The following is a 22,374-nucleotide window of genomic DNA, read 5'->3' as shown; positions in this document are numbered from 1 at the left end:
GCCCGGCGCGAGGGGCGGTGGTGCGGCCGGTTGCCAGGAGCCGAGATCCCGGGAGGCCGGGGTCAGGTGAGGAGGTTGGCGGCGTAGAGGGCGTAGACGGTGGCGCAGCGGCGCATGGCGGCCTCGTCGATGTACTCCTCGGGGCCGTGGGAGACGTCCAGGCGGCCGGCGCCGTATCCGAAGGACGGGATGCCGAGCTGGGCGTACCAGCGGATCTCCAGGATGCCCGCGCACAGCTCGAACCGGGCGGGCTCGCCCGTGACCGCGGTCACCACGCGGGCCAGTTCGGCGGCGGCCGGATGGGCGGGGTCGGTGGCGGCGGAGGGCTGGAGCTGGGTCGTCTTGACGGTGACGTCGGCGCCGATCTCACCGGCGGCGTGCTCGATCAGCGTGGTCAGGCGCTTGAGTTCGCCCTCCAGGTCTTCCTCCGGGTTGTAGCGGCCGTCGACGGTGAAGTAGGCGGAGCCGGGCACGACGTTGAAGTTGGACCCGGCCGCCGACCGGCCGCCGACCACGAGCATGGTGCCGCGCGCGTCGGCGGGGTTCATGGGGTACGCGGTCGGCCGCCCGGCCATCTCCGTGGCGTAGTCCTGGACCGGGCGGGCCACGTGGAGCATGTGCCAGAAGGCGTTGACGCCGAGGTTCGCCTGCCCGACGTGGGCTTCGCGGCCGGCCACGTCCACGCGCAGCGAGACGGCGCCGCGGGCGGCGTTCCAGATGCCGCCGCCGCTGGGCTCGGCGGTGAGCATGGCCAGCGCGGACGGGTCGATGAGCCCGGCCTCGCGCAGGTGTCCGGAGCCGGTGACGCTGCCGGTCTCCTCGTCGCACACGAGGTGGATGACGATGCGGCCGCCGCCGAGGAGGCCGAGTTCGCGGGCGGCGGCGGCGCCGTACAGCATGCTGACGATGCCGCCCTTCATGTCGGCGGTGCCGCGGCCGATGATGCGGCCGTCGCGGCGTTCGGCGGTGAACTGGGCGCGGTCCTGGGCGGGGACGACGTCGAAGTGGCCGTGGAAGTAGAGGAGCCGGGCGCCTTCTCCGGCGGTGCCGCGTACGACGCACGGTTCCTCCAGGTGGCCGGGGGCGCCGGGGATGGGGAGGATCTCGGGGGACAGGCCCAGGCGGGACATCTCCTCGCGCAGGATCGCGGCGCACCGGCCCAGCGCGCGGCCGGGCGGGTTCTCGGAGTCCACGGCCACCAGGCGGGTCAGCAGCGCGGCCATGTCGTCGGCGCGGGCGTCCAGCCAGTCCTGGACCTGGGCGGCGGGGTTCGTCATGATCTGTCGCCTTCCTCGGGGCATGCCGAAAACCGGGCTCGAAGTGGGGGATCCAGCGAAATTCTAGTGCGGAACGGACCTCATATGGTTTCCACTTATGGCGCTATCGTGGCCTTATGGGTAATGAATATGTACTTGATGCCATTGATCGTGAAATATTGTTTCAGCTCCAGCAGGACGGCCGGTTGAGCAACGTCGAGCTGGCCCGGCGGGTGGGGCTCACGCCCCCGCCGTGCCTGCGCCGGGTCAAGCGGCTGGAGGAGGCGGGGGTGATCAGCGGATACCGGGCGACGGTCGACCACGAGATCCTCGGCGCCGGTCTGGAAGTGATCGTCTCGATCGAGGTGAGCGTCAGCGACCTGAAGACGCTGGAGGAACTGGAGAGGACGATCGCGGCCTACGAGGAGGTCGTGGAGTTCCGGCGGCTGTTCGCCACACCCGACTACCACCTGCGCGTGCTCGTGGCCGACTACGCCGCCTACGAGGCGTTCCAGACCGGGAAGATCATCGGCATTCCCGGCGTCGCCCGCGTGATCTCCCAGCCCACGATGAAGAAGATCAAGGTGCTCGGATGATCCGGTCCCGGCGCTCGGGGCCGTGCTGGAGATGGGGTTGTGCGGCTAGGGGACGATCATCGTGACGCCGGGCACCGAGCCGATGGCGGCCAGTGCCTTGCCCGCGTCGGCCAGGCCGATGGTGCGGGTGACGAGCTGGTCGGGGTGCAGGATGCCGGCCCTGATCAGCTCCAGCATCCTCGGGTAGGCGTGGGCGGCCATGCCGTGGCTGCCGAGCAGCCGCAGCTCGTGGGCGATCACGCGGCCCATCGGGATCGGCGTCGCCGCGTCCGGCAGGAGGCCGACCTGGACGTGCCGTCCCCGGCGGCGCAGCGACTCGACGGAGGCCGCGCAGGTGGCCGGGCTGCCGAGGGCGTCGAGGGAGACGTGCGCGCCGCCCCTGGTCAGCTCCCTGACCTGGGCGGCGGCGTCACCGGCCGAGGCGTTGACGAAATGGGTGGCGCCGGCGCGTTCGGCCAGGTGGAGGGCGTCGGTGCTGATGTCCACGGCCACGACCCGGCCGCCCGCGGCGGTGGCGATCATGATCGCGGACAGGCCCACGCCGCCGCAGCCGTGCACGGCCACCCACTCGCCGGGGCGTACGTCGCCGACCTCGGTGACGGCCCGGAAGGAGGTGGCGAAGCGGCAGCCGAGGCCGGCGGCCGTGGTGAAGTCCATCTCCTCCGGCACCGGGATGAGGTTGACGTCGGCGTGGTCGATGGCCACGTACTCGGCGAAGGAGCCCCAATGGGTGAAGCCGGGCTGGGTCTGCCGTTCGCACACCTGCTGGTCTCCGGCGGCGCAGGCCGTACAGGATCCGCAGGCGCAGATGAACGGGACGGTCACCCGTGCGCCCTCGGACCAGCCGCGCACCAGGGAGCCGGTGGCGACGACCACGCCGGCCAGCTCGTGCCCGGGTACGTGCGGGAACGCGGTGATGTCGGGGTCGTGTCCCTGCCAGCCGTGCCAGTCACTGCGGCACAGGCCTGTCGCCTCGACCCTGATCACCGCCCCGTAGGGCGTGGGGGCCGGATCGGGGAGCTCGCGCAGGTCCAGCTCGCCGCCGAAGATGTCAAAGGCTACCGCTCGCATCTCATGAGCTTAGGGTCACCTGCCGCAACCTGCGCAAGGCCTGGTGAGAGGGGGAGCCGGGTTCGGTGGTGTAGAGGACCAGGCGCAGGTCGTCGCGGTCGGGCACGGGCACGACCTGGCAGAGCGTGTCGATGGTGCCGACGACGCTGTGGTGGATGAGCTTGCGCTGCTCCCTGCGCACCGCCACCTCGTGCTGGTCCCACAGGGCGGCGAACTCCGGGCTGCAGGCCAGCATCTCCGCCACCAGCGCCTGGATCTCGGGGTCGTCGGGGTAGCGTCCCGCGGCCCAGCGCAGGTCGGCCACGGAGGCGCGGGCGAAGCGGCCCTTCTCCTCGTAGGTGAGGTGCTCGGCCAGGTCGGGGGCGCGGAAGACCCAGCGGATGACGTTGAGGTCGTCGCGCGGCCGGGAGTCGAGGTCGCCCATGAGCAGGTTGGCCATCGGGTTCCAGGCGAGGATGTCGTACTTGGCGTCGAGGACGTAGGCGGGGACCTCCTCCAGGAACGCGATGAGGTGCAGCGTGCCGGCGGGCACGTCGCCGCGCCGCCGGGGCGTCTCCAGCCGCGCCCCGGCCAGGTGGAACAGGTGGGCCCGCTCGTCGGCGGTGAGCATGAGCGCCCTGGCCAGCGCGTTGAGCACCTGGCGCGAGGGGTGCGGGCCGCGGGCCTGCTCCAGCCGGATGTAGTAGTCGATCGACATGCCGGCGAGCTGGGCGACCTCCTGGCGGCGCAGGCCGGGGGTGCGGCGGCGCCCGCCCTCGGGCAGGCCCGCCTCGCGCGGGGCGAGGCGGGCACGTCTGCTGCGCAGGAAGGCGGCCAGTTCTTCGCGGTTCATGTCCTTTATCCTCCGTCATCGGCGGCGCGTGAGGGTGGTACCGCCGATCCCAGTCTCGGGAGGTCTCTCCCGCCCGCGCTCGGCCGGGGCGAATCTCGACGGCATGACGACAGCTCTCATCACAGGCGCGAACAAGGGAATCGGCTTCGAGATCGCCCGGCTGCTCGGCGAGCGCGGCGTCACCGCCGTGGTCGGGGCGCGCGACGAGGAGCGCGGGCGGGCCGCCGCCGGGGGGATCGGCCAGCCGTACGTGCGGCTCGACGTCACCGACGCGGCGAGCGTGCGGGCGGCGGCGAAGTGGCTGGAGGAGGAGTACGGCACGCTGGACATCCTGGTCAACAACGCCGGCATCGTCGTGGCGCAGGAGGACCCGCGCCCGAGCGCCACCGAGGCCGCGGTGCTCAGGCAGGTGTACGAGACGAACGTGCTCGGCGTGGTCACGGTCACCAACGCCATGCTGCCGCTGCTGCGCCGCGCGCCCGCCGGCCGGATCGTGAACATGTCGAGCGAGCTCGGCTCGCTGTCCAGGGCGATCGACCGGGACGACCCGCTCTACCCGCACAACTACCTGGCCTACAACTCCTCCAAGTCCGCGCTCAACATGGTGACGATCTCCTACGCCAAGGAGCTCATGGACACCCCGATCAAGGTCAACGCCGCCAACCCCGGCTACTGCGCCACCGACCTCAACGGTCACACCGGCTTCCGCACCGCCGGGCAGGGCGCCGCCATCGCGCTCCACCTGGCGACGCTGGCTGAAGACGGGCCGAGCGGCGGCTACTTCGAGGACGCCGGTCCGGTGCCCTGGTAGGTGTGGACGCCCGCCCCCAGGACAGAAGGGAGGGATGGGACGAGACTTGGACAAGGAGCGGTTCTCCGAGGCGGAGTTCGCCCGTTTCGGAGAGCGGCTGGAGGAGCAGCTCGGCACGTTGCGCGCGCTGCTCGATAGGCCCGGCTTCGGCCAGGGCCCGACGACGCTCGGCGCCGAGCTTGAGCTCTTCCTCATCGACGAGAAGGGCCTGCCGCTGCCGCGCAACCAGGAGGTACGCGCCGCGCTCGACGACCCGCGCGTGGTGCTGGAGCTGGGCCGGTACAACCTGGAGATCAACCTGACACCGGTGCCGCTGGCCGGCCGGCCGTTCTCGGCCATGGGGGCGGAGATCCAGGAGACGCTGCTGAAGGCGGACGGCGCGGTCGAGGGCGGCGGGGCCCTGCCGATCGGCATCCTGCCCACGCTCGGCACCGGCGACTTCACCCGGCAGGCGATCAGCGACGAGAACCGCTACCGGGCGCTGAGCAGGGGCATCAGGAGGCTGCGCGTGGAGCCGTTCCTGGTGGTCATCGACGACCTGGAGCTGCAGGTGGAGGACGTCGTCCTGGAGGCGGCCAACACCTCCTGGCAGGTGCACCTGCGCACGCCGCCCGAGCGCTTCGCCCGGTTGTTCAACGCCGCGCAGCTGGCCACCGGGCCGGTGCTGGCCGCCTGCGGGAACTCGCCGCTGTTCCTGGGCCGCACGCTCTGGGAGGAGACGCGCATCGCGCTCATGGAGGAGGCGGCCGACGACCGGGACGTGGAGCGGCGCTTCAGAAGGGACGGGCGGGTCACGTTCGGCTCCGACTGGGTGCACGAGGGGGCGTATGAGCTGTTCGAGCGCTACGTCCGCGACTACGACCCCGTCATGCCGGATATGTCATCCGATGGGGAGCTGGCCGAGCTCCGGCTTCACCAGGGCACCGTCTGGCAGTGGAACCGGCCCGTCTACGACCCCGGCGACGGCGGCCACCTGCGGGTCGAGATGCGCGCCCTGCCCGCCGGGCCGAGCTGCGCGGACATGACCGCCAACACCGCGTTCCTGGTCGGGCTCACGCTGGCCTGCGCCGAGCACGACCTGACCGGCTACCGCTTCGCCGAGGCGTACCAGAACTTCTACCGGGCCGCCCAGAAGGGCCTGGACGCGCGGCTGTCCTGGCCGGGCCGCGAGGGCGAGCTGCCCGCCGCCGACCTGGTGCTCGCCCTGCTGCCCGAGGCCAGGGCCGCCCTGCTGGGGGCGGGGGTCGCGGCCGACGAGGCCGACCGGGCGCTCGGGGTGATCGAGCAGCGTGTACGGCTGCGCCGTACCGGATCGGCGTGGCAGCGCGAGGCGCTGGAACGCTACGACGGCGACGTGGAGCGGCTGGTGCGGCGCTACCGCGAGCTGGCGCTGTCCGGGCTGCCGGTGCACTTGTGGCGCTGAACGCAACTTCTGGCCCGCCCCATTCGTCAAACGGAGACAAAGGAGACGGATAAGCGAGGGGTATATGGCTACCACGGGAATGGTCCCGGCAGACGCGGCGCCCTTCGCGCTGCGGCAGGCGCCCGGCGAGCTCGCCGAGGGCGCGGCGAAGCTGGCCGGCGAGATCGGCAGCACCGGCGTCGAGGCGCTGCTCGCACAGGCCAACAGGACGGCCGTGCGCAAGGGCGCCGCGGCGGCGCTGGGCGCGATGAGCCCGAAGCCGCACGAGTGGTACGCCTTCGACGCCAAGGACCAGGCGACCGTCGACTGGTACCCGCAGGGGCTGACCGGCGGCGAGGACTCCGGCGAGGCGGGTGTGCCGGTGTTCGCGGTCAGCTGGTACTTCAAGCCGAAGGCGCCGGTGCCCGAGCGCGGCGTCCGGGTGACGTTCCTCAGCCCGTCCACGCTGAAGTACCAGCACGTGCTGCTGGTCGAGGCGAAGCCGGACGGCTCGTACGGGCCGATCGACATCCACGCGGGCGGCATCGCCTGGTACGGCGACCTGCTCTACGTGGCCGACACCAAGCGGGGCCTGCGCGTCTTCGACCTCAACACCATGCTGGACCTGCGCACCGCGCAGAAGGACCTCGGCGACGACAAGCGCGTGGGCCGCCACGGGGGCAGGTTCCACGCCTTCGGCTACCGCTACGTCGTCCCGCAGAGCGACTTCTGGCGGCTGGCCTCGCCGAGCGGCGCGATCTTCTCGTTCGTGGCGATCGACCGCAGCGCCGGTCCCGACCTGCTGATCACCGGCGAGTACGACCCGGACGGGCCCACCGGCCGGGTGGTCCGCTACGAGCTGGCCGGCAACCGGCCCGGCCCGGCCCGCGACTGCTTCCAGATGGGCGCCGCCAAGATCCAGGGCGCGGTCTCCCAGGGCGGCACGTGGTACCTCAGCCAGGCCTTCGACGCCGACAGGAACGGCAGGCTCCTGGTCACCAACGGCGCCAAGCTGAGCGCCCGGCCCTTCCCGATCGGTCCCGAGGACCTGACCGTGCAGGGCGGCAGGCTCTGGAGCGTCACGGAGTTCAAGAACCGGCGCGTGGTCTTCGGGGTCAGTCTCTGAGGTGCTTCATCAGCACCTCGCGGTAGGACCGGTCGAAGGCGTCGTAGCGTTCGCGCAGTTCGGCGCCCGGCCAGCCGGCGGGCAGCAGCGCCGGTGGCAACAGCGGGTCCTTCAGCAGGTGGCGCAGGACCGCGGCGGAGACGATGAAGCCCTCGGCCAGCCCGTCGGCCCGCTGCAGCTCCCGCTCCAGCGCGCGCGCCTCGGCCGCCCACCCGTCGAGATCCCACAGGAGGGGAGTGGGATCCCGGCGGGGGCGGCCGTCGACGAGCGTGCACTGCGCGGTGACGCTCTCCGGCCAGTCCCTGATGAGGTTGGCCGGGCGCATCCAGGTGCCCTCGCGCAGCTCCGCCAGGCGTAGCGCGCCCATCGCGTGGCGGAAGGCGGCCCGGTCGGCGGGGGCGCGCCGCTCGGCGGTCACCAGCGCGATCTCCCAGGCGCCGTCCCACGGCCTGGTGTGCGGGTCGCGGCTCTCGTCCTGCCTGCCCTGCCGTTCGAGCAGGCGTTCCGACAGGGTGTAACGGCCGTTCTGCTGGACCAGGTCGCCGGCGGCGACCATCCGGGACAGGGCCACCCGGACGGTTCCCTCGGCGATGCCGAACAGCTCGCCGATGCGCACGAGGTGGCGGGCGGCCAGCCGGGGCGGGTGGCTGCCGAGCAGGGCGCTGAGGACGGCGGACCGGGCACTGAGACTATTACGCTCTTCCATCGCGTGTTGAGTATATGTAACACTCCGAGCATGGGCCGCTATCTCATCGAACCGTTCGACAACAGTGACCGCTACGCGACCGAGCGCTACCAGGGCGCCGCCGGGCGCGACTGGTGGGCCATCGACCCCACGCTGCAGTTGCTCATGCGCCACCACCTCGGCGACGGTTACGCGTGGGCGGAGCCGTACCTGCGCAGGCTGGGCGTTGTCACCGGCGGCGTCGTTGCCGAGTGCGCGGAGGAGACCGACCGCAACCCGCCGCGGCTGGAGAAGTACGACAAGTGGGGCCGCGACGTCAGCCAGGTCGTCATGCCGCCCTCCTTCCACACCGCCCGCGCCGCGATGATGGCCGACAACTTCCTCGCGCCCTCCTTCGTGCAGGAGGCGCTCGACCACGGCGCCAACCCGGCCGCGCTCGGGGCCGCCTGGACCTACCTGCTCAACCAGGCCGACATCGGGATGGGCTGCGCGCTCGGCACCGGCGGCGACATGGTGGTGCAACTCGCCGAGAAGCACGCGCCCGCCGACGTACGCGACCGGGTGCGCGAGATCTTCGCCAACGGCTTCTACTCCGGCGAGGCCGCGCAGATGTTCACCGAGCGCACCGGCGGCTCCGACCTGGCCGCGCTGGAGACCACCGCCGTCCCCGACGGCGAGGCGTGGCGGCTGGACGGCTTCAAGTGGTTCGCCTCCAACGCCAACGGCTCCGCCTTCGTCGTGCTGGCCCGGCTGCCGTCAGAGGAGGTCAAGCCGTTCCTCGTACTGTGGGAGCGGCGCGACGGCGCGCGCAACGGCGTGCGCATCCGCCGCCTCAAGGACAAGCTCGGCACCCGCTCGGTCGCCTCGGCCGAGGTCGAGTTCACCGGCGCCGAGGCGTTCCTGCTGTCCGGCTCGGGCTCCGGATCCGGCCTCGGCACGATGATGAAGCTCACCAACGCCTCCCGGCTCGGCGTGGCCATGATGGGCGTCGGCGTGGCCCGCCGCGCGCTGGTCGAGGCCGTCTGCTACGCCCGCGCCCGCGAGGCGTTCGGCAAGCCGCTCATCGCCCAGCCGCTCATGCGCCGCAAGCTCGCCGAGCTGATCGTCGAGGTCGAGGCGGCACAGGCCATGGTCTTCGACGGCCTGATCAACCGGCTGCGGCTCGGCCCCGCCGTGATCAAGCTGCGCACCGCCAGGCTCGGCGTCACCGCCGCCAGCGACGCCATCGAGGTGCACGGCGGCAACGGCTACATCGAGCAGTGGCCCGTCGCCCGCCTGCTGCGCGACGCCCAGGTCAACCCGATCTGGGAGGGCGGCGACAACATCCTCTGCCTCGACGTACGGCGCGCGATGCTCAAGGAGCAGGCCCACCTGCCCTTCCTCGACCGGCTGCGCGGCGCCGCCACCTCGCCCCTCACCCAGGAGCGCGTCGAGGACCTCGCCAAGGCCGTCGAGGCCTGGCTCGGCGCCCCCGACGAGGCCAGGCTCTACCCGCTGGCCCAGTTCATGGCCGACGTCTACGCCGCCGCGCTGCTGGAGGAGCAGGCCACGTGGGGCATCGACGACGAGCGCAAGGCGCTGGTGGCCCGCCTCTACGCCGAGGCGCACCTGGCCGAGCGCGGCCCGCTGCGCGGCCTGGACACCCCCCACGCCGACCACCTCGACGCGTTGCTGGCGGGGGCCATCGCGTGATCCGTACGGAGACCGCTCGCGGGCCGCCGAGGTGGTGCCGGACGAGCGGCTCCATGGGCACGCCACGGCGCCGGCGTCCCGGATGGCCTTGCTTCCCGGCGACCAGCTGGAGATGCTCAAGCTGCTGTGCGAGCGCGACGACCCGTTCGGCGACTACGGATCACGGAGGCGAGAGCCATGAGCGTCCGAGTGGAGCGTGCGGGCCCGGTGACCACGGTCGTGCTGTCGCGGCCGGAGGCGCGCAACGCCGTCGACAGGAAGATGGCCGACGCGCTGGTGTCGGCGTTCACCGAGTTCGAGGAGTCCGACGCGGCCGTCGCCGTGCTGTGGGGCGAGGGCGGCACGTTCTGCGCCGGCGCCGACCTCAAGCGGCTCGACAACCATGTCGGCGAGGAGGGCGACGGCCCGATGGGGCCGACCAGGATGCGCCTGTCCAAGCCGGTGATCGCCGCGGTGGCGGGCCACGCCGTCGCGGGCGGGCTGGAGCTGGCCCTCTGGTGCGACCTGCGGGTCGCCGAGCGCGACGCGGTCTTCGGGGTGTTCTGCCGCCGCTGGGGCGTGCCGCTCATCGACGGCGGCACGGTACGGCTGCCGCGCCTGATCGGCCTGTCGCGGGCCATGGACCTCATCCTCACCGGCCGCCCCGTCGAGGCCGGCGAGGCCCTGGACATGGGCCTGGCCAACCGCGTCGTGCCCACCGGCACCGCGCGGCGGGCGGCGGAGGAACTGGCCGCCACCCTGGCCGCCTTCCCGCAGACGTGCCTGCGCGGCGACCGGCTCTCGGCCCTGGAGCAGGACGGCCTGCCCGAGCGCGAGGCCATGGTCAACGAGCTGCGCCACGGCATGATCTCGCTGGAGGACGGGCTGGCGGGGGCCGCCAGGTTCGCCTCGGGGGAGGGCCGGCACGGCCGCTTCTCCTAGCGCTGCGTCTGCGGGTTGAACTCGCCGGGTCCGGCCGGCTCGAACGGCACGCCGGTCAGCTTCAGCACGTCCAGGCCGGCGATCATGTCGCTGGAGTAGATGTGGCCGGCGTAGAAGTAGGCGGCCCACGAGCCGCCGTGGTCGAAGGGCGACTTCTCCCGCTGGAAGTAGGCGATCTCCCTGGCCCGCGCCGGGTCGGTGAAGTCGATCACCGACACGCCGCCGTCGTACCAGCCCTGCACCATCATGTCCCGGCCCAGGGCCGGGACCAGCGAGCCGTTGTGCGCGCTGCACGTCTTCGGCGCGAGCTGCGGGCGGGGGATCTTGAAGTAGCCGAGCAGTTCGAGCCTGCCGTCCTTGATGGCGTAGACGCCGTTGCCGCCGAGCTGAGGGCCTGCCTTCGGGTCGCAGACCACCGACCGGCCGGCGCCGAACTCGTCGGAGAAGACCACCCGGTCGCCGTCGCGGGTGAAGACCGCCGAGTGCCAGTAGCCGAAGTGCGCCGGATCCTGTACACGGTCGAGCACCCTCGGGTTGTAGGGGTCGGTGACGTCCAGCAGCAGGCCGTCGCCGATGCAGGAGGCGGCGGCCAGCTTCTTGGCGGCGAAGACGGTGACGTCGTGACAGCCGCCGTAGCCGAACGGCTCGGGCAGCGCGGTGCCGCCGTCGTCGAGCACGACGGGCGTGGCCACCACCGCCGCCCTGGCCGGGTCGCCCACCGGCACCTTCACCACGGTGATCCGGCCCTTGTTCCGCTCGCAGGCCGCACTGGCGCCGCCGCCGAGGCGGCTGGGCGCGGAGGAGGAGTAGAGGATGACGTTCCGCGCGTCGGCCGAGACGAGCGTCGCGGTGTGGGACCCGCACGGCGTCGCGACCGCGCCGACGTACTTCGGGGCCGCCTTGTCGGTGATGTCGAAGATCCGCAGGCCCTCCCAGGTACGCCCGGACGCGCCGGGGTCGCAGCTCGCGCTGCCCATGGGCAGGTCGACCGACAGGAAGAGCAGGTTGCCGCTGACCGTCACGTCGTTCTGCGGACCCGGGCAGTAGACCTGGCTGACGACCGCGGGCCGCTCGGGCGCGGAGACGTCGTAGACGGTGAAGCCCTCGTAGTTGCCGGCGATGGCGTAGCCGCCGGTGAAGGCGAGGTCGGTGCCGATCGCGGCGGCGGTGTCGAACGGGGCCGGGTTGTTCACCCCGGCGACGGGCCGGAGGTTGTCGCTGTGCCTGATCGTCGCGTCGCGCTTCTTCAGGATCTCCGGGTCGATCGGGGCGCCCGTGGGGGCCGGGGTGTCGGACACCACGGGCAGCGGCGCGGCGCGGAGCGGCGGCTCGCCCGCGCACCCGGACAAGCATCCGGACAACAGCACGGCGAGCGGCCCGATGAGAACACCCCGTCGCACGGTCACCCCGTTCGTCGTAGATTTTGCCCAGATGAACCGTAACGCGGTGCTCGCCGCCGTGACAGTGCTCGCCTGCGCGTGTACGGCCCAGCCGCCCCCGCGGGGAGTCGTCCCCACCGGCGGGCCGCCCGTGATCCTGCCCGGTGGCCCCGGCGAGCCCGCGGCCACCGCCACCCCCGGCCAGACCGTCGCGCCGGTCGAGCAGCCGAACGCGGCCGACGTGCGCTTCGCCGAGGCCATGATCGCCCATCATCGGGCGGGGCTGGAGATGGCCGCGCTGGCCCGCGGGCGGACCGCCTCGCGGCCCGTCCTGGCGGCGGCCGAGCGGGTCAGGGTCGCGCAGGAGGCCGAGATCACCTGGCTGACGACGTGGCTGGGGCGGCTGGGCCGTACACCGGAGCACGCCGCGCACTCCGGCGGGCCCGCCATGGCGGCGCTGCGCGGCGCGGACTTCGACCGGGCCTTCCTCGCCGGGATGATCGCCCACCACGAGGGCGCGCTCGACCTGGCCGGACGGGTGGTCAAAGAGGGTGCGGACCCGGCGATCCGGGCGCTGGCCGCCGACATCGACCAGGGGCAGGGCGCGGAGATCACCCGGATGCGGGCGCTGCTGCGGGGGTCCCGGGCTTTGTCGGAGTGAGCACGTATGTTGAGACCATGGACGTGGCTGGGCGAGAGGTTCGCATCACCAACCCCGACAAGGTGGTCTTCCCCGAGGCCGGATACACCAAGCTCGACCTGATCTCCTACTACCGGGCCGTGGCCGGCGGGGCGCTGCGCGGCGTCTCCGGCCGGCCGATGATCCTCAAACGGTTCGTGCACGGGATCCGGGAGGAGGCCTTCTTCCAGAAGCGGGCGCCCGCCAAGCGGCCGGACTGGATCGAGGTGGCCGAGCTCAAATACCGCTCCGGGCTGAGCGCGGCCGAGGTCGTGGTCAGCGACCTGGCCCAGCTCGTCTGGGTGCTCAACCTGGGCTGCGTCGACCTCAACCCGCATCCGGTGCGTTCCGGGGACCTGGCCCACCCCGACGAGCTGCGCATCGACCTCGACCCCATCCCCGGCGTGCCCTTCCGCGACGTGCTGTCCACCGCGCAGGTGGCGCGGGAGGTGCTGGAGGAGCACGGGCTGACCGCCTGGCCCAAGACGTCCGGGTCGCGGGGTTTCCATGTCTACGCCAGGATCGAGCCGCGCTGGCCGTACGCGCAGGTGCGCAAGGCGGCCGAGGCCGTCGCCCGCGAGGTCGAGCGGCGCGCGCCGGACCTGGCCACCGCCCGCTGGTGGAAGGAGGAGCGCGAGGGCGTCTTCGTCGACTTCAACCAGAACGCCTACGACCGCACCGTCGCCTCCGCCTACTCGGTGCGCGCGGTGGCCGATGCCCGCGTGTCCACGCCGCTGACCTGGGACGAGGTGCCGGGCTGCCGGCCGGAGGCGTACACCATCGAGACCGTGCCCAAGCGCTACGCCGAGATCGGCGACCCGTGGGAGGACATGGATCTGCACGCCGGCGTGCTCGACGGGCTGCTGGAGCTGGCCGAGTCGCTGGGGCCCGCCCCCAAGGCGCCCAAGGGGGAGGGGCGGCGGCAGCAGACGATGCCGCTCATCGAGATCGCGCGGGCGCAGCACAAGGACGAGGCCATGGCCGGGTTCGAGCGCTGGAAGGAGCGCCACCCGGAGGTGGCCGCCCTGCTGGAGCCCGCCGACGTGCTGGTCGACGGGATGCGCGGGCGCAGCAGCGTGTGGTACCGGATCCGGGTCAACCTCCAGCACGTGCCCGAGGGGCAGCGGCCGCCGCAGGAGGAGCTGGAGGTCGACTAGGACCCGTTCGAGGGCGTCGAGTGGCCGGGAGCCGGGCGCTCCTGACCCGGCCGGACCGTCTGTCCGCGGGCGGCGGGGTCGTCGGGCCAGGTCAGCAGGCGCTCCCCGACCTGGGCGGCGTCGCCCGTGCCGCGCCGGCGAAGCAGGCCGGGACCGGCCAGTTCGCAGGTCGACCAGGCCAGATCGCCGGCGCCCTCGGGGAGCATGACACCCTCGGGGAGCATCAGGCCCGAGCGGGCGGGCAGGTCGATCCTGCGCCCGCCGAACAGCGGCCGGCCGTCCCTGCTGAGCACGAGTGACTGGTCCACCGGGCCGACGTTCAGCAGGTGCACCAGGCGTTGCCCGCCCGGATCGGCGGTGGAGGTCACCACGATGCCCGGGACCGGCGCGTCGTGGGTGTGACGGGGCCGGGCGCCGAGCAGGGCGAGCAGGCCGGTCCAGAAGTCCAGGTGGCACGGGTAGTCGCAGGTCAGGACGATCGCCTGGCCGGACCCGGCGCGTACCAGCACGCCGACCGGGGCGCCCGAGACCGCCTCGCGGACCAGGACCTCCGCCTCCGGCGCGCTCAGGTGCTGCAGCACGCCGACCCGGACCTCGGCGCGGCCTTCCGCGCGGCCTTCCGCGCGGACCGAGGGGAAGAACTCGGCGGTGCCCTCCACCGGCGGCCCGGCCGACAGGCCCAGCGCCTCGGCCAGGATCGTGCAGGGCGCGCCGTCGGTGTCGCGGCCGGGCAGCATGCCGGCCAGCAGCAGCCGCCCGCCGTCCAGCACGTACGCGGCCAGCCGCCGCTGGACCCGCGCCGCGAGCGTGGTGGCGCTGCCCAGCACCAGCACCCGGCCGGGGGCGAAGTCCTCCTGAAGGTCGACGGCCGGGAAGGAGAACCCGGCCAGCAGCAGCGCGCGGGCCAGGACGTCCCTGGAGCCCATCCCGCGAAAGCGCTCCAGGTCGGCCACGATCGCCCGCCGCTCGGCGTCGCCCGGGTAGGCGTACTCGGTCAGGTAGTGGTCGGGCACGAAGCCCAGTGCCACGTCGTCGTGCTCCTCGTCCATGTCGGCCAGCAGTTCCGCCGCCCCGCGCACGGCCGACAGCACCGACCGGATCGCCGCGAACGCCGGGCCGGTGCGCCCCTCCGGGTCCACGGGCGCGGCGAAGCCGTGGCGTTCGCCGGTGAACGCGACGCGGTCGTTGCCGTCGCCCGCGGGGACGTCGAGCGGCGGGTTCACCCCGCCCGCGAACAGGTAGTAGTTGATCAGCCGGTTCCCCTGCGCCACGCACAGCCGGGTCTTCAGCTCCAGCGCCGACGGCGGCACCATCAGCGCCAGGTCCTCGCCGTAGTCGCCGGTGCCCGCCTCGAACTCCAGCGAGGTGAGCGGCTGGTCCGCGTCGTGCACGGCGGCCATGAACGCGTTGCCGACGTACAGGTCGGCGACGTTGCCCACGGTGAGGTCGCCCAGGTAGTGGTCGGAGCCCGAGGTGAGCTGCGGCCGGCCCCGGTAGGCGCGGTAGAGCTGGCTGATGCCGATCGGGTAGGTCCGGCCGCGCCCGCCGCCGGTCCCGTGGATGTTGACCAGGTACGGCACGCCGCGCACCCCGTACGCCTCGGCCCGTTCGCGCAGGAAGGCGAGGTAGCGGGCGTAGCGGTCGCGGTTGTAGGCGCCCAGCGCGTGGTGGAAGGCCGGTGAGCCGGGGCCGGACGGGCTGCGCGGCGACAGGCCGCCGAACGCGCCGCCGCTCCACGCGGCGAAGTCGGCCAGCACGCCGTCGGTGAGATCGGGGGAGTTGCTCACCCACGACAACATCCCGACCTCGTTGTCGAGCTGCACCGCCGCCACCGGCCCGCCGCGCGGCGCGAGCCGTTCGGCCAGGACCGGCATGATGGCCGCGTACCAGGCGTCCACCTCCTCCAGGAACGCGGGGGCGAGGTAGTCGATGGTCCTGGTCGGCGCCGGTGCGCCGTCCCAGGTCACCGGGTGCACCTGCGGGTGCCGCGCGTAGACGCGATAGGGGATGCCCTCGTTCTTGAGCTCGGCCATCACGAACGGCCCCGGCCGCGCGATCACCGCCAGCCCGCGCCCGGCCGCCAGGTCCAGGAACCCGGTCAGGTCCCGGTGCCCGGCGGTCCTGCCGGTCAGGTCGGCGGAGCCGTCGGGCAGCTCGTGCACCAGCCACGGCATGTACGTCGCCACCGCCGTGCACCCCGCCTCCGCCAGCCGGTCGAGGCGGTCGCCCCAGTCGCGGGGCGCCAGCCGGAAGTAGTGCACCTCCCCGCTCATGACCAGCGAAGGCACGCCGTCGATCAGGATTCTGCGCCGGCCGAGACGGATGTCGCGCATGCGGACGGGTCCTCTCCGTGGGGGTCTTGCCGTGGTGAGGTTCCTCACATATGGTCGCTGAAAGCGGTTACAGCAACACGTTACGGCGGAGGCGGGCCATGGGCAACAGACGCCCGACAGTGCGAGAGATCGCCAAGATCGCCCAGGTCTCCGTCGCCACCGTCTCCCGCGTCTCGCGGGGAACGGGCCAGGTCAGTCCCGAGATGCGCGAGCGCGTGCTCCGCGTCATCGAGGAATACGGTTACCGTCCCAGCCAGATGGGCCGCGCCCTGGCCGAGCAGAAACACGGCTCGGTGGCGATGGTCTTCCCGGGGCTGGCGGGGCCGTACTTCTCCGAGCTCATCCAGGGCTTCGAGTCGGAGGCGATGGCGGCGGGAGCCTCGGTGCACATCCTGGCCACCCACCACCGCGCCGGCGCCGACGAGCAGGTGCTCACCATGGCCGAGCGGGTGGACGGCATGGCCGTCCACGGCGGCACGATCAGCGACGACGCGCTCCGGCGGGCCGCCGAGCGGGTCCCGGTCGTGACGCTGGCCGGCCGCTCCATGGACGGCGTGCCCGCCGTGCGCGCCGACAACACCACGATCGGCGAGCTGACCAGGCACCTGCTGCTCGACCACGGGTACCGGCGGCTGGCGTTCGTCGGCAACCCCGGCGGCTCGCCCGACGTGACCGAGCGCTGGGAGGCGTTCAAGGCCGCCCACCGCGCGGCCAAGGTGAGCGCGCCGCGCGAGCCGCTGCGGCTCGGGCTGCAGCAGTCCGACGGCGTCATCGCCGCGGGAGAGCTGCTCGAAGGCCGCCGCCGCCCGCGCGCGGTGGTCTGCGCCAACGACGAGACCGCGCTCGGCCTGCTCATCGGCGCGCTCGGCCGCGGCCTGTCGGTGCCCGCCGACGTGGCGATCACCGGCTTCGACGACGTGCCCATGGCCTCGCTCGTGCAGCCGCGCCTGACCACGGTCCGCCAGCCCATCAGGGAACTGGGCGCGACCACCGCGCGGCTGCTCATCTCCGGACTCGGCGGCCCGGGAGCCGTCATGGACGCGGTCCTCGCCACCGAACCGGTGCTGCGCGAGAGCTGCGGCTGCACCACCAGCAGAAGGAGTGAAAGCAAAGGTGAGAGGACGTAAGCAGATCCTCATCGCGTTAGTGGCGGCACTGGCCGTGGCCGGATGCACCGGCACGGAAGGCATGGCCGCCCCGCAGGACACCGCCCAGGGCATGATCGGCCACCTGGACTACGGCGACTTCGGCGGCGGCACCGAGCCGCAGGCCAACTACAACCCCTACCTGCTCGCCACCCAGCTGGGCGCCACCGGATACCTCTTCGAGAAGCTCGTCGAGTACGACCACTTCTCTTGCACCCCCAAGCCCTGGCTGGCCGCCGCGTACTCCTGGACCGACCCCAAGACCCTCGTCCTGCGGGTACGGCAGGGCGTGAAGTGGACCGACGGCGCCCCCCTGACCGCCAAGGACGTGGCCTACAGCTACGCCCTGATCAAGAAACATCCGGCCTTCGACAACGAGGGCGTGTGGCGCTACCTGTCCTCGGTCGAGGCCACCGACGCCGCGACCGTCACCATGCGCTTCAAGGACGCCGGCGCCTCCGCCTTCACCCTCGCGGTCAACGTCCTCATCGTGCCCGAGCACATCTGGTCGAAGGTCCCCGACCCGACGACGTTCGTCAACGCCGACAACCCCGTCGGCACCGGCCCGTTCACCGTGAAGGCCTTCAACCGCCAGCAGCTGACCATCCAGCGCAACCCGAACTACTGGCAGGCCGACAAGATCAAGGTCCAGGAGATCCGCTTCCACAAGGCCGACGGCGGCGGCCCGATCGACCAGCTCAAGATGAGCCGCGGCGAGTACGACCACAACGCGATGTTCATCCCCGACGTGGACAAGGCCTACGTGGCCCGCGACCCCAAGGTCAACCACTACTGGTACCCGCCGGGCGGCACGATCAGCGTCTACCTCAACCTCACCAGGAAGCCCTTCGACGACCTGGCCTTCCGCAAGGCGCTCACCGGCGCCTTCGACCACAAGCAGATCATCGACAAGTCGCAGAACGGCTACGTCACCCAGGCCAGCCAGAGCGGCCTCATCGTCCCCGGCCACGACAAGTGGCTGCCGCCCGGCCTGACGGGCAAGGGCGTGATCCCCTATGACGCGGCCAAGGCCGACGCCGCCCTCACCGCCGCCGGCTACACCAAGGACGCCGACGGGACTCGGCTCGGCAAGGACGGCAAGCCGCTGACGTTCACGTTCAAGGTGCCGGGCGAGTGGACCGACTGGCTGGCCGCCGGCCAGATCATCGTCAAGAACCTCAAGGCGCTCGGCTTCGACGTGGACCTGGAGACCCCGGACTTCCCGACCTACGAGAGCGACCGGGCGATCGGCAGCTACGACGCGCTGCTCGGCGTGCACGGCGGCTCGTGCAACATGTTCAGGAACTTCGCCGAGCCGCTGCCCGGCGACCAGAGCGCGCCCATCGGCAAGAAGGCGGCCTCCAACTTCGTGCGCTGGAAGGACGCCGAGACCGACCGGCTGCTGGACGAACTGCGCGTCGCCACCGACGAGGCCACCCAGAAGAAGGCCGTCGCCGGCCTGGCCACGATCATGATGGAGCAGGTGCCGGTCATCCCGCTGTGGTACGGGGCCAAGTGGTTCCAGTACCAGACCGACAAGGCCGTCGGCTGGCCCGACGCGAAGAACCCCTACGCCAACCCGGGCGACAACCTGCTCATCATCACGAACCTGAAGCCGGCATGAGGTACTTCCTTCGGCGGGCCGGGTTCTTCGCGGCCACCCTCTGGGCCGCCGTCACGCTCAACTTCCTCATCCCCCGGCTGCAGCCGGGCGACCCGGCCGAGGCCATCGTCGCCCGGCTCAGCGGGCGCAGCCAGGCGATCGACCCCGCCCAGGTCGCCGCGGTGCGCACGATGCTGGGCGCCCCCGACGGCACCCTGCTCACGCAGTACGTCAACTACCTGGGCGCGGTGCTGCGGGGCGAGTTCGGGGTCTCCTACACCTACTTCCCCTACCCGGTCACGCACATGATCGGGCAGGCGCTGTGGTGGACGGTGATCCTGGTCGGGGTCACGCACGTGCTCTCGTTCGCCGCGGGCACGCTGCTCGGCGCGTGGGCGGCCCACCGGCGCAACACCCGTACCGACTCGGTGATCACGCTGGGCTCGACGTTCGTCGGCACGCTGCCGTTCTTCTGGCTGGCGCTCATGCTCATCTACGTCTTCGCGATCACGCTCAATTGGTTCCCCGCCCGCGGCGGCTACGGGCCGGGCTCCAACCCCGGCTGGAGCTGGATCTTCTTCTCCGACGCCTTCCAGCACAGCGTGCTGCCCGCGCTGGCGCTGCTCATCGTCGGCCCGATCGGCTGGATCATCGGCATGCGCAACAACATGGTCCAGACGCTCGGCGAGGACTACGCCCGCCTGGCCAGAGCCAAGGGCCTGCCCCAGCGCAGGATCGCGCTCACCTACGGCGCCCGCATCGCCATCCTGCCCAACGTGACCGGCTTCGCCATGGCGCTGGGCGGCATCCTCGGTGGCACCGTGCTGGTCGAGTCGATCTTCAACTATCCGGGCCTCGGCCGGATGATGCTCGACTCGGTCACCAACCGCGACTACCCGCTCATGCAGGCCCTGTTCCTGTTCATCACGATCGGCGTCCTGCTCGCCAACTTCCTGGCCGACATGCTCTACGGCGTGCTGGACCCGCGCGTGCGCAGGGAGGTGGCCGCATGACCGCGGAACTGGCCGCCACCGAGGCCCGGCGGGCCACCCGGCTGCCCGGCTGGCTCGTCATCCTGTGGCGCAACCGCAAGTGCCGGATCGGGCTGGTCATGCTGGCCGGGTTCGTCGTCGTCGGGCTGCTCGCGCCGTGGCTGGCGCCGTACGGGCCGCGTGACGACTCCTTCGACGGCTCGCTGCCGCCCGGCGCCGGGCACTGGCTCGGCACGACCGCGCGCGGCGAGGACGTGCTCTCCCAGCTCATCTACGGCGCCCGGATCTCCCTGGTGGTCGGGCTGGCCGCGGGGGTGTTGTCCACGGTGATCGCGCTGGCCGTCGGGCTGACCTCCGGCTACCTCGGCGGGCTGGTCGACGAGATCCTCTCCTTCTTCACCAACCTGGCGCTGGTCGTGCCGGTCCTGCCGCTGATGATCACCCTCGCGGCGTACTCGCCGGTCAAGGGACTGTGGCTGATCGTCGCGGTCATCAGCGTCACGGGCTGGGCGTACGGCGCGCGGATCAAACGGGCGCAGATCATCTCCCTGCGCACCCGCGACTACGTGACGGCCGCCAAGTTCGCCGGGGACTCCACCGCCCGGATCATCATGAAGGAGATCATGCCGAACATGACCTCGCTCGTCGTGGTCGGCTTCATGGGCGCCTGCCTCGGCGCGATCGGCGGCGAGGCCGGGCTCTCCTTCCTCGGGCTCGGCGACCCGGCCAGCGTGAGCTGGGGCGCGATGCTCAACCAGGCCAACAACGGCGGCGCGATGCTCACCGGCCAGTGGGCCTGGCTGGTGGCGCCCGGCCTGGCCTTCGCCGGGCTGATGATCGCGCTCACGCTGGTCAACTTCGGCGTGGACGCGCTGAGCAACCCGCACCTGAGGGAGGACTGACATGGCCCTGCTGGAGGTGCGCGAGCTGTCGGTGACCTACCGGCCGCGCGACGCCGCGCCGGTACGCGCGGTGGACCGGGTCGGCTTCGACGTGGACGAGGGCGAGTTCGTCGGGCTGCTGGGGGAGTCCGGGTGCGGCAAGTCGACGCTCGGCAACGCCGTACTGCGGCTGCTGGACAAGCCCGCCGCGATCAGCGGCGGGAGCGTCGTCTTCGACGGCGTGGACGTCACGCACGCGAGCGAGGAGAACCTGCGGCCGCTGCGGTGGGCCAGGATCTCCACCGTCTTCCAGAGCAGCATGAACGCCCTCAACCCCGTCATCACGGTCGGCGCGCAGTTCGAGGACGCCTTCCGCGCGCACGACGCCGACGGCGACGCGGCGGCGCTGATGGAGATGGTCGCGCTCGGCCCGGACGTGCTGCGCCGCTACCCGCACGAGCTGTCAGGCGGCATGCGCCAGCGGGCCGCGCTCGCGCTGGCGCTGGCACTGCGGCCGAAGTTCGTGCTGCTGGACGAGCCCACCACCGGGCTCGACGTGGTCGTGCAGCGCACCATCCTCGACCGGCTGCGCGAACTGCGGGCCGAGCTGGGCTTCGCCGTGCTGTTCATCAGCCACGACCTCGGGACGGTCATGGAGATGGCCGACCGGGTGATGGTGATGTACGCGGGGGAGATCGTCGAGGACCAGCCCGCCGCCGCGATGCTCACCCGCCCGATGCACCCCTACACGCGCGGTCTGCTCGGCTCCTACGCCGACCCGCGGGCCGCCGAGGTGAGCGTGGACTACGTGCCCGGCCGCCCGCCGGACCTGTCCCGGGAGCAGAGCGGCTGCCGCTTCCGCGAGCGCTGCCCGGTCGCGGTCGAAGCCTGCGCCACCACCCACCCCCCGCTGGCCCCGGCCGGTCCCGGCGCGGTCCGCTGCGTGCTCGGCGGCGACCTGCCCGAGGCGGGCCGGGCCCGCGCGTTCACCCCGGACCGCGCCGAGCCCGCGCCGGGCGAGCCGGTCGTGTCGGTGCGGGAGGTGGTCAAGGACTACCGGGTACGCCGCGGGTGGCGAAACACCGTGACGCGGGCCGTGGACCGGGTCTCCTTCGACCTGCGGCCGGGCCGGGTGACCGCGCTGGTCGGGCAGAGCGGATCGGGCAAGACCACGCTGGCCAGGCTCGTGACCGGCATCGAACGGCCCACCTCGGGCACCGTCGCCTTCGGCAACCTCGACGTGGGCGGGCTGCGCGGCCGGCGGCTCACCCGCTATCGGCGGCACGTGCAGATCGTCTTCCAGGACCCGTTCGCCGCGCTCAACCCCACCCGCACGGTCGGGTACGCGCTCTCCCGCCCGCTGCGCAACCACCTCGGTCTCGGCGAGCGGGCGGCGGCGGAGAAGGCGGCCGGACTGCTGGAGGCGGTCGGGCTGCATCCGGCGGAGCAGTACCTGGACAAGCTGCCCCACCAGCTGTCCGGCGGGCAGCGCCAGCGGGTCGTCATCGCCCGCGCGCTGGCGCCCGAGCCGAGCGTGCTCGTGGCCGACGAGCCGATCTCCATGCTGGACGTCTCGATCCGCGCCGAGATCCTCCAGCTCCTTGACCGGCTGGCCCGCGACCGGGGCATCGCGATGCTCTACATCACGCACGACCTGCTCAGCGCGCGGCTGCTGGCCGACGAGGTGATCGTGCTGCGCGACGGGAAGGTGGTCGAGAGCGGCCCGGCGCCGCGGGTGATCAGGCACGCCGAGCACGAGTACACCAAGCTGCTGCTCGACTCGATCCCGACGCTCACCGGCTCCCCGTAGGAG

At 72.3% G+C, this 22,374-nt stretch carries 19 protein-coding genes; 13 read left to right on the top strand and 6 right to left on the bottom strand.

What is annotated here, in order from left to right; all coding sequences use genetic code 11:
• Nucleotides 1-62: 62 nt before the first annotated feature.
• Nucleotides 63-1,277 carry a M20 family metallopeptidase gene (locus tag ACFWY5_RS18800; RefSeq protein ID WP_379633256.1) on the bottom strand — a complete coding sequence of 405 codons (1,215 nt, stop codon included), beginning with the start codon at nt 1,275-1,277 and terminating at the stop codon, nt 63-65.
• 185 nt (nt 1,278-1,462) lie between these two features.
• On the opposite strand from ACFWY5_RS18800, the gene ACFWY5_RS18795 reads away from it, so the two are divergent.
• Nucleotides 1,463-1,852 carry an Lrp/AsnC family transcriptional regulator gene (locus tag ACFWY5_RS18795; RefSeq protein WP_379627424.1) on the top strand — a complete coding sequence of 130 codons (390 nt, stop codon included), beginning with the start codon at nt 1,463-1,465 and terminating at the stop codon, nt 1,850-1,852.
• A gap of 45 nt (nt 1,853-1,897) precedes the next feature.
• On the opposite strand, the gene ACFWY5_RS18790 is transcribed toward ACFWY5_RS18795, so the two are convergent.
• Both ACFWY5_RS18790 and ACFWY5_RS18785 read right to left on the bottom strand, forming a co-directional pair.
• Nucleotides 1,898-2,923 (bottom strand): zinc-dependent alcohol dehydrogenase family protein, encoded by a 1,026-nt coding sequence (locus ACFWY5_RS18790; protein WP_379627422.1) that lies wholly within the window; start codon nt 2,921-2,923, stop codon nt 1,898-1,900.
• Between the two features lies 1 nt (nt 2,924).
• A complete protein-coding gene (locus tag ACFWY5_RS18785) occupies nt 2,925-3,755 on the bottom strand; it encodes a helix-turn-helix transcriptional regulator (protein ID WP_379627420.1) in 831 nt (276 codons plus the stop codon).
• 103 nt (nt 3,756-3,858) lie between these two features.
• On the opposite strand from ACFWY5_RS18785, the gene ACFWY5_RS18780 reads away from it, so the two are divergent.
• The 3 genes from ACFWY5_RS18780 (at nt 3,859) to ACFWY5_RS18770 (ending at nt 7,094) form a co-directional block, all read left to right on the top strand.
• The gene (locus ACFWY5_RS18780; protein ID WP_379633254.1) at nt 3,859-4,566 is read left to right on the top strand and encodes an SDR family oxidoreductase; all 708 of its coding nucleotides are present in this window, start codon (nt 3,859-3,861) and stop codon (nt 4,564-4,566) included.
• Between the two features lie 34 nt (nt 4,567-4,600).
• The gene (locus tag ACFWY5_RS18775; protein WP_379627416.1) at nt 4,601-5,989 is read left to right on the top strand and encodes a glutamate--cysteine ligase; all 1,389 of its coding nucleotides are present in this window, start codon (nt 4,601-4,603) and stop codon (nt 5,987-5,989) included.
• 64 nt (nt 5,990-6,053) lie between these two features.
• Nucleotides 6,054-7,094: a hypothetical protein gene (locus ACFWY5_RS18770; RefSeq protein WP_379627414.1), complete on the top strand. Its 1,041-nt coding sequence runs from the start codon at nt 6,054-6,056 to the stop codon at nt 7,092-7,094.
• Here the strand turns inward: ACFWY5_RS18770 and ACFWY5_RS18765 are convergent.
• Nucleotides 7,084-7,800, bottom strand: a complete 717-nt coding sequence (locus ACFWY5_RS18765; protein ID WP_379627412.1) for a PaaX family transcriptional regulator C-terminal domain-containing protein — start codon at nt 7,798-7,800, stop codon at nt 7,084-7,086. The genes ACFWY5_RS18770 and ACFWY5_RS18765 overlap by 11 nt on opposite strands.
• Before the next feature lie 30 nt (nt 7,801-7,830).
• Here ACFWY5_RS18765 and ACFWY5_RS18760 point away from each other — a divergent pair, with 30 nt between their 5' ends.
• Entirely contained in the window at nt 7,831-9,471 is a 1,641-nt protein-coding gene (locus ACFWY5_RS18760; protein ID WP_379633252.1) for an acyl-CoA dehydrogenase family protein, read from the top strand.
• Nucleotides 9,472-9,648: 177 nt separating this feature from the next.
• Nucleotides 9,649-10,392, top strand: a complete 744-nt coding sequence (locus ACFWY5_RS18755; RefSeq protein ID WP_379633250.1) for a crotonase/enoyl-CoA hydratase family protein — start codon at nt 9,649-9,651, stop codon at nt 10,390-10,392.
• Here ACFWY5_RS18755 and ACFWY5_RS18750 read toward each other — a convergent pair.
• On the bottom strand, nt 10,389-11,798 hold the full coding sequence (locus tag ACFWY5_RS18750) for an LVIVD repeat-containing protein (protein ID WP_379633248.1): 1,410 nt from the start codon (nt 11,796-11,798) through the stop codon (nt 10,389-10,391). The genes ACFWY5_RS18755 and ACFWY5_RS18750 overlap by 4 nt on opposite strands.
• A 25-nt stretch (nt 11,799-11,823) precedes the next feature.
• Here ACFWY5_RS18750 and ACFWY5_RS18745 point away from each other — a divergent pair, with 25 nt between their 5' ends.
• A complete protein-coding gene (locus ACFWY5_RS18745) occupies nt 11,824-12,432 on the top strand; it encodes a DUF305 domain-containing protein (RefSeq protein ID WP_379633246.1) in 609 nt (202 codons plus the stop codon).
• A 17-nt stretch (nt 12,433-12,449) separates the two neighbouring features.
• Nucleotides 12,450-13,607 carry a non-homologous end-joining DNA ligase gene (gene ligD, locus ACFWY5_RS18740; RefSeq protein ID WP_379633244.1) on the top strand — a complete coding sequence of 386 codons (1,158 nt, stop codon included), beginning with the start codon at nt 12,450-12,452 and terminating at the stop codon, nt 13,605-13,607.
• Here ligD and ACFWY5_RS18735 read toward each other — a convergent pair.
• The gene (locus ACFWY5_RS18735; RefSeq protein ID WP_379633242.1) at nt 13,604-15,940 is read right to left on the bottom strand and encodes a beta-galactosidase; all 2,337 of its coding nucleotides are present in this window, start codon (nt 15,938-15,940) and stop codon (nt 13,604-13,606) included. The two genes, ligD and ACFWY5_RS18735, sit on opposite strands and share 4 nt — an antisense overlap.
• A 98-nt stretch (nt 15,941-16,038) precedes the next feature.
• Between ACFWY5_RS18735 and ACFWY5_RS18730 the strand changes: the two genes are divergently transcribed.
• Genes ACFWY5_RS18730 through ACFWY5_RS18710 form a run of 5 tightly spaced genes read left to right on the top strand, consistent with a single transcriptional unit; the run spans nt 16,039 to nt 22,371 of the window.
• Entirely contained in the window at nt 16,039-17,067 is a 1,029-nt protein-coding gene (locus tag ACFWY5_RS18730; RefSeq protein ID WP_379633240.1) for a LacI family DNA-binding transcriptional regulator, read from the top strand.
• On the top strand, nt 17,054-18,709 hold the full coding sequence (locus tag ACFWY5_RS18725; RefSeq protein WP_379633238.1) for an ABC transporter substrate-binding protein: 1,656 nt from the start codon (nt 17,054-17,056) through the stop codon (nt 18,707-18,709). The genes ACFWY5_RS18730 and ACFWY5_RS18725 overlap by 14 nt, the downstream gene beginning before the upstream one ends.
• Nucleotides 18,706-19,701 (top strand): ABC transporter permease, encoded by a 996-nt coding sequence (locus ACFWY5_RS18720; RefSeq protein WP_379621636.1) that lies wholly within the window; start codon nt 18,706-18,708, stop codon nt 19,699-19,701. The genes ACFWY5_RS18725 and ACFWY5_RS18720 overlap by 4 nt, the downstream gene beginning before the upstream one ends.
• The gene (locus tag ACFWY5_RS18715) at nt 19,698-20,582 is read left to right on the top strand and encodes an ABC transporter permease (protein ID WP_379621634.1); all 885 of its coding nucleotides are present in this window, start codon (nt 19,698-19,700) and stop codon (nt 20,580-20,582) included. The genes ACFWY5_RS18720 and ACFWY5_RS18715 overlap by 4 nt, the downstream gene beginning before the upstream one ends.
• A 1-nt stretch (nt 20,583) precedes the next feature.
• Nucleotides 20,584-22,371: an ABC transporter ATP-binding protein gene (locus tag ACFWY5_RS18710; protein WP_379633236.1), complete on the top strand. Its 1,788-nt coding sequence runs from the start codon at nt 20,584-20,586 to the stop codon at nt 22,369-22,371.
• The last annotated feature ends 3 nt before the right edge of the window (nt 22,372-22,374 follow it).

Origin of the sequence: Nonomuraea sp. NPDC059007, from assembly GCF_042740555.1 — a bacterium.
In the GTDB taxonomy this organism is placed as follows: domain Bacteria; phylum Actinomycetota; class Actinomycetes; order Streptosporangiales; family Streptosporangiaceae; genus Nonomuraea.
Note: the sequence above shows the minus strand (reverse complement) of the source record. Positions and strands in the feature narration are given on the sequence as shown.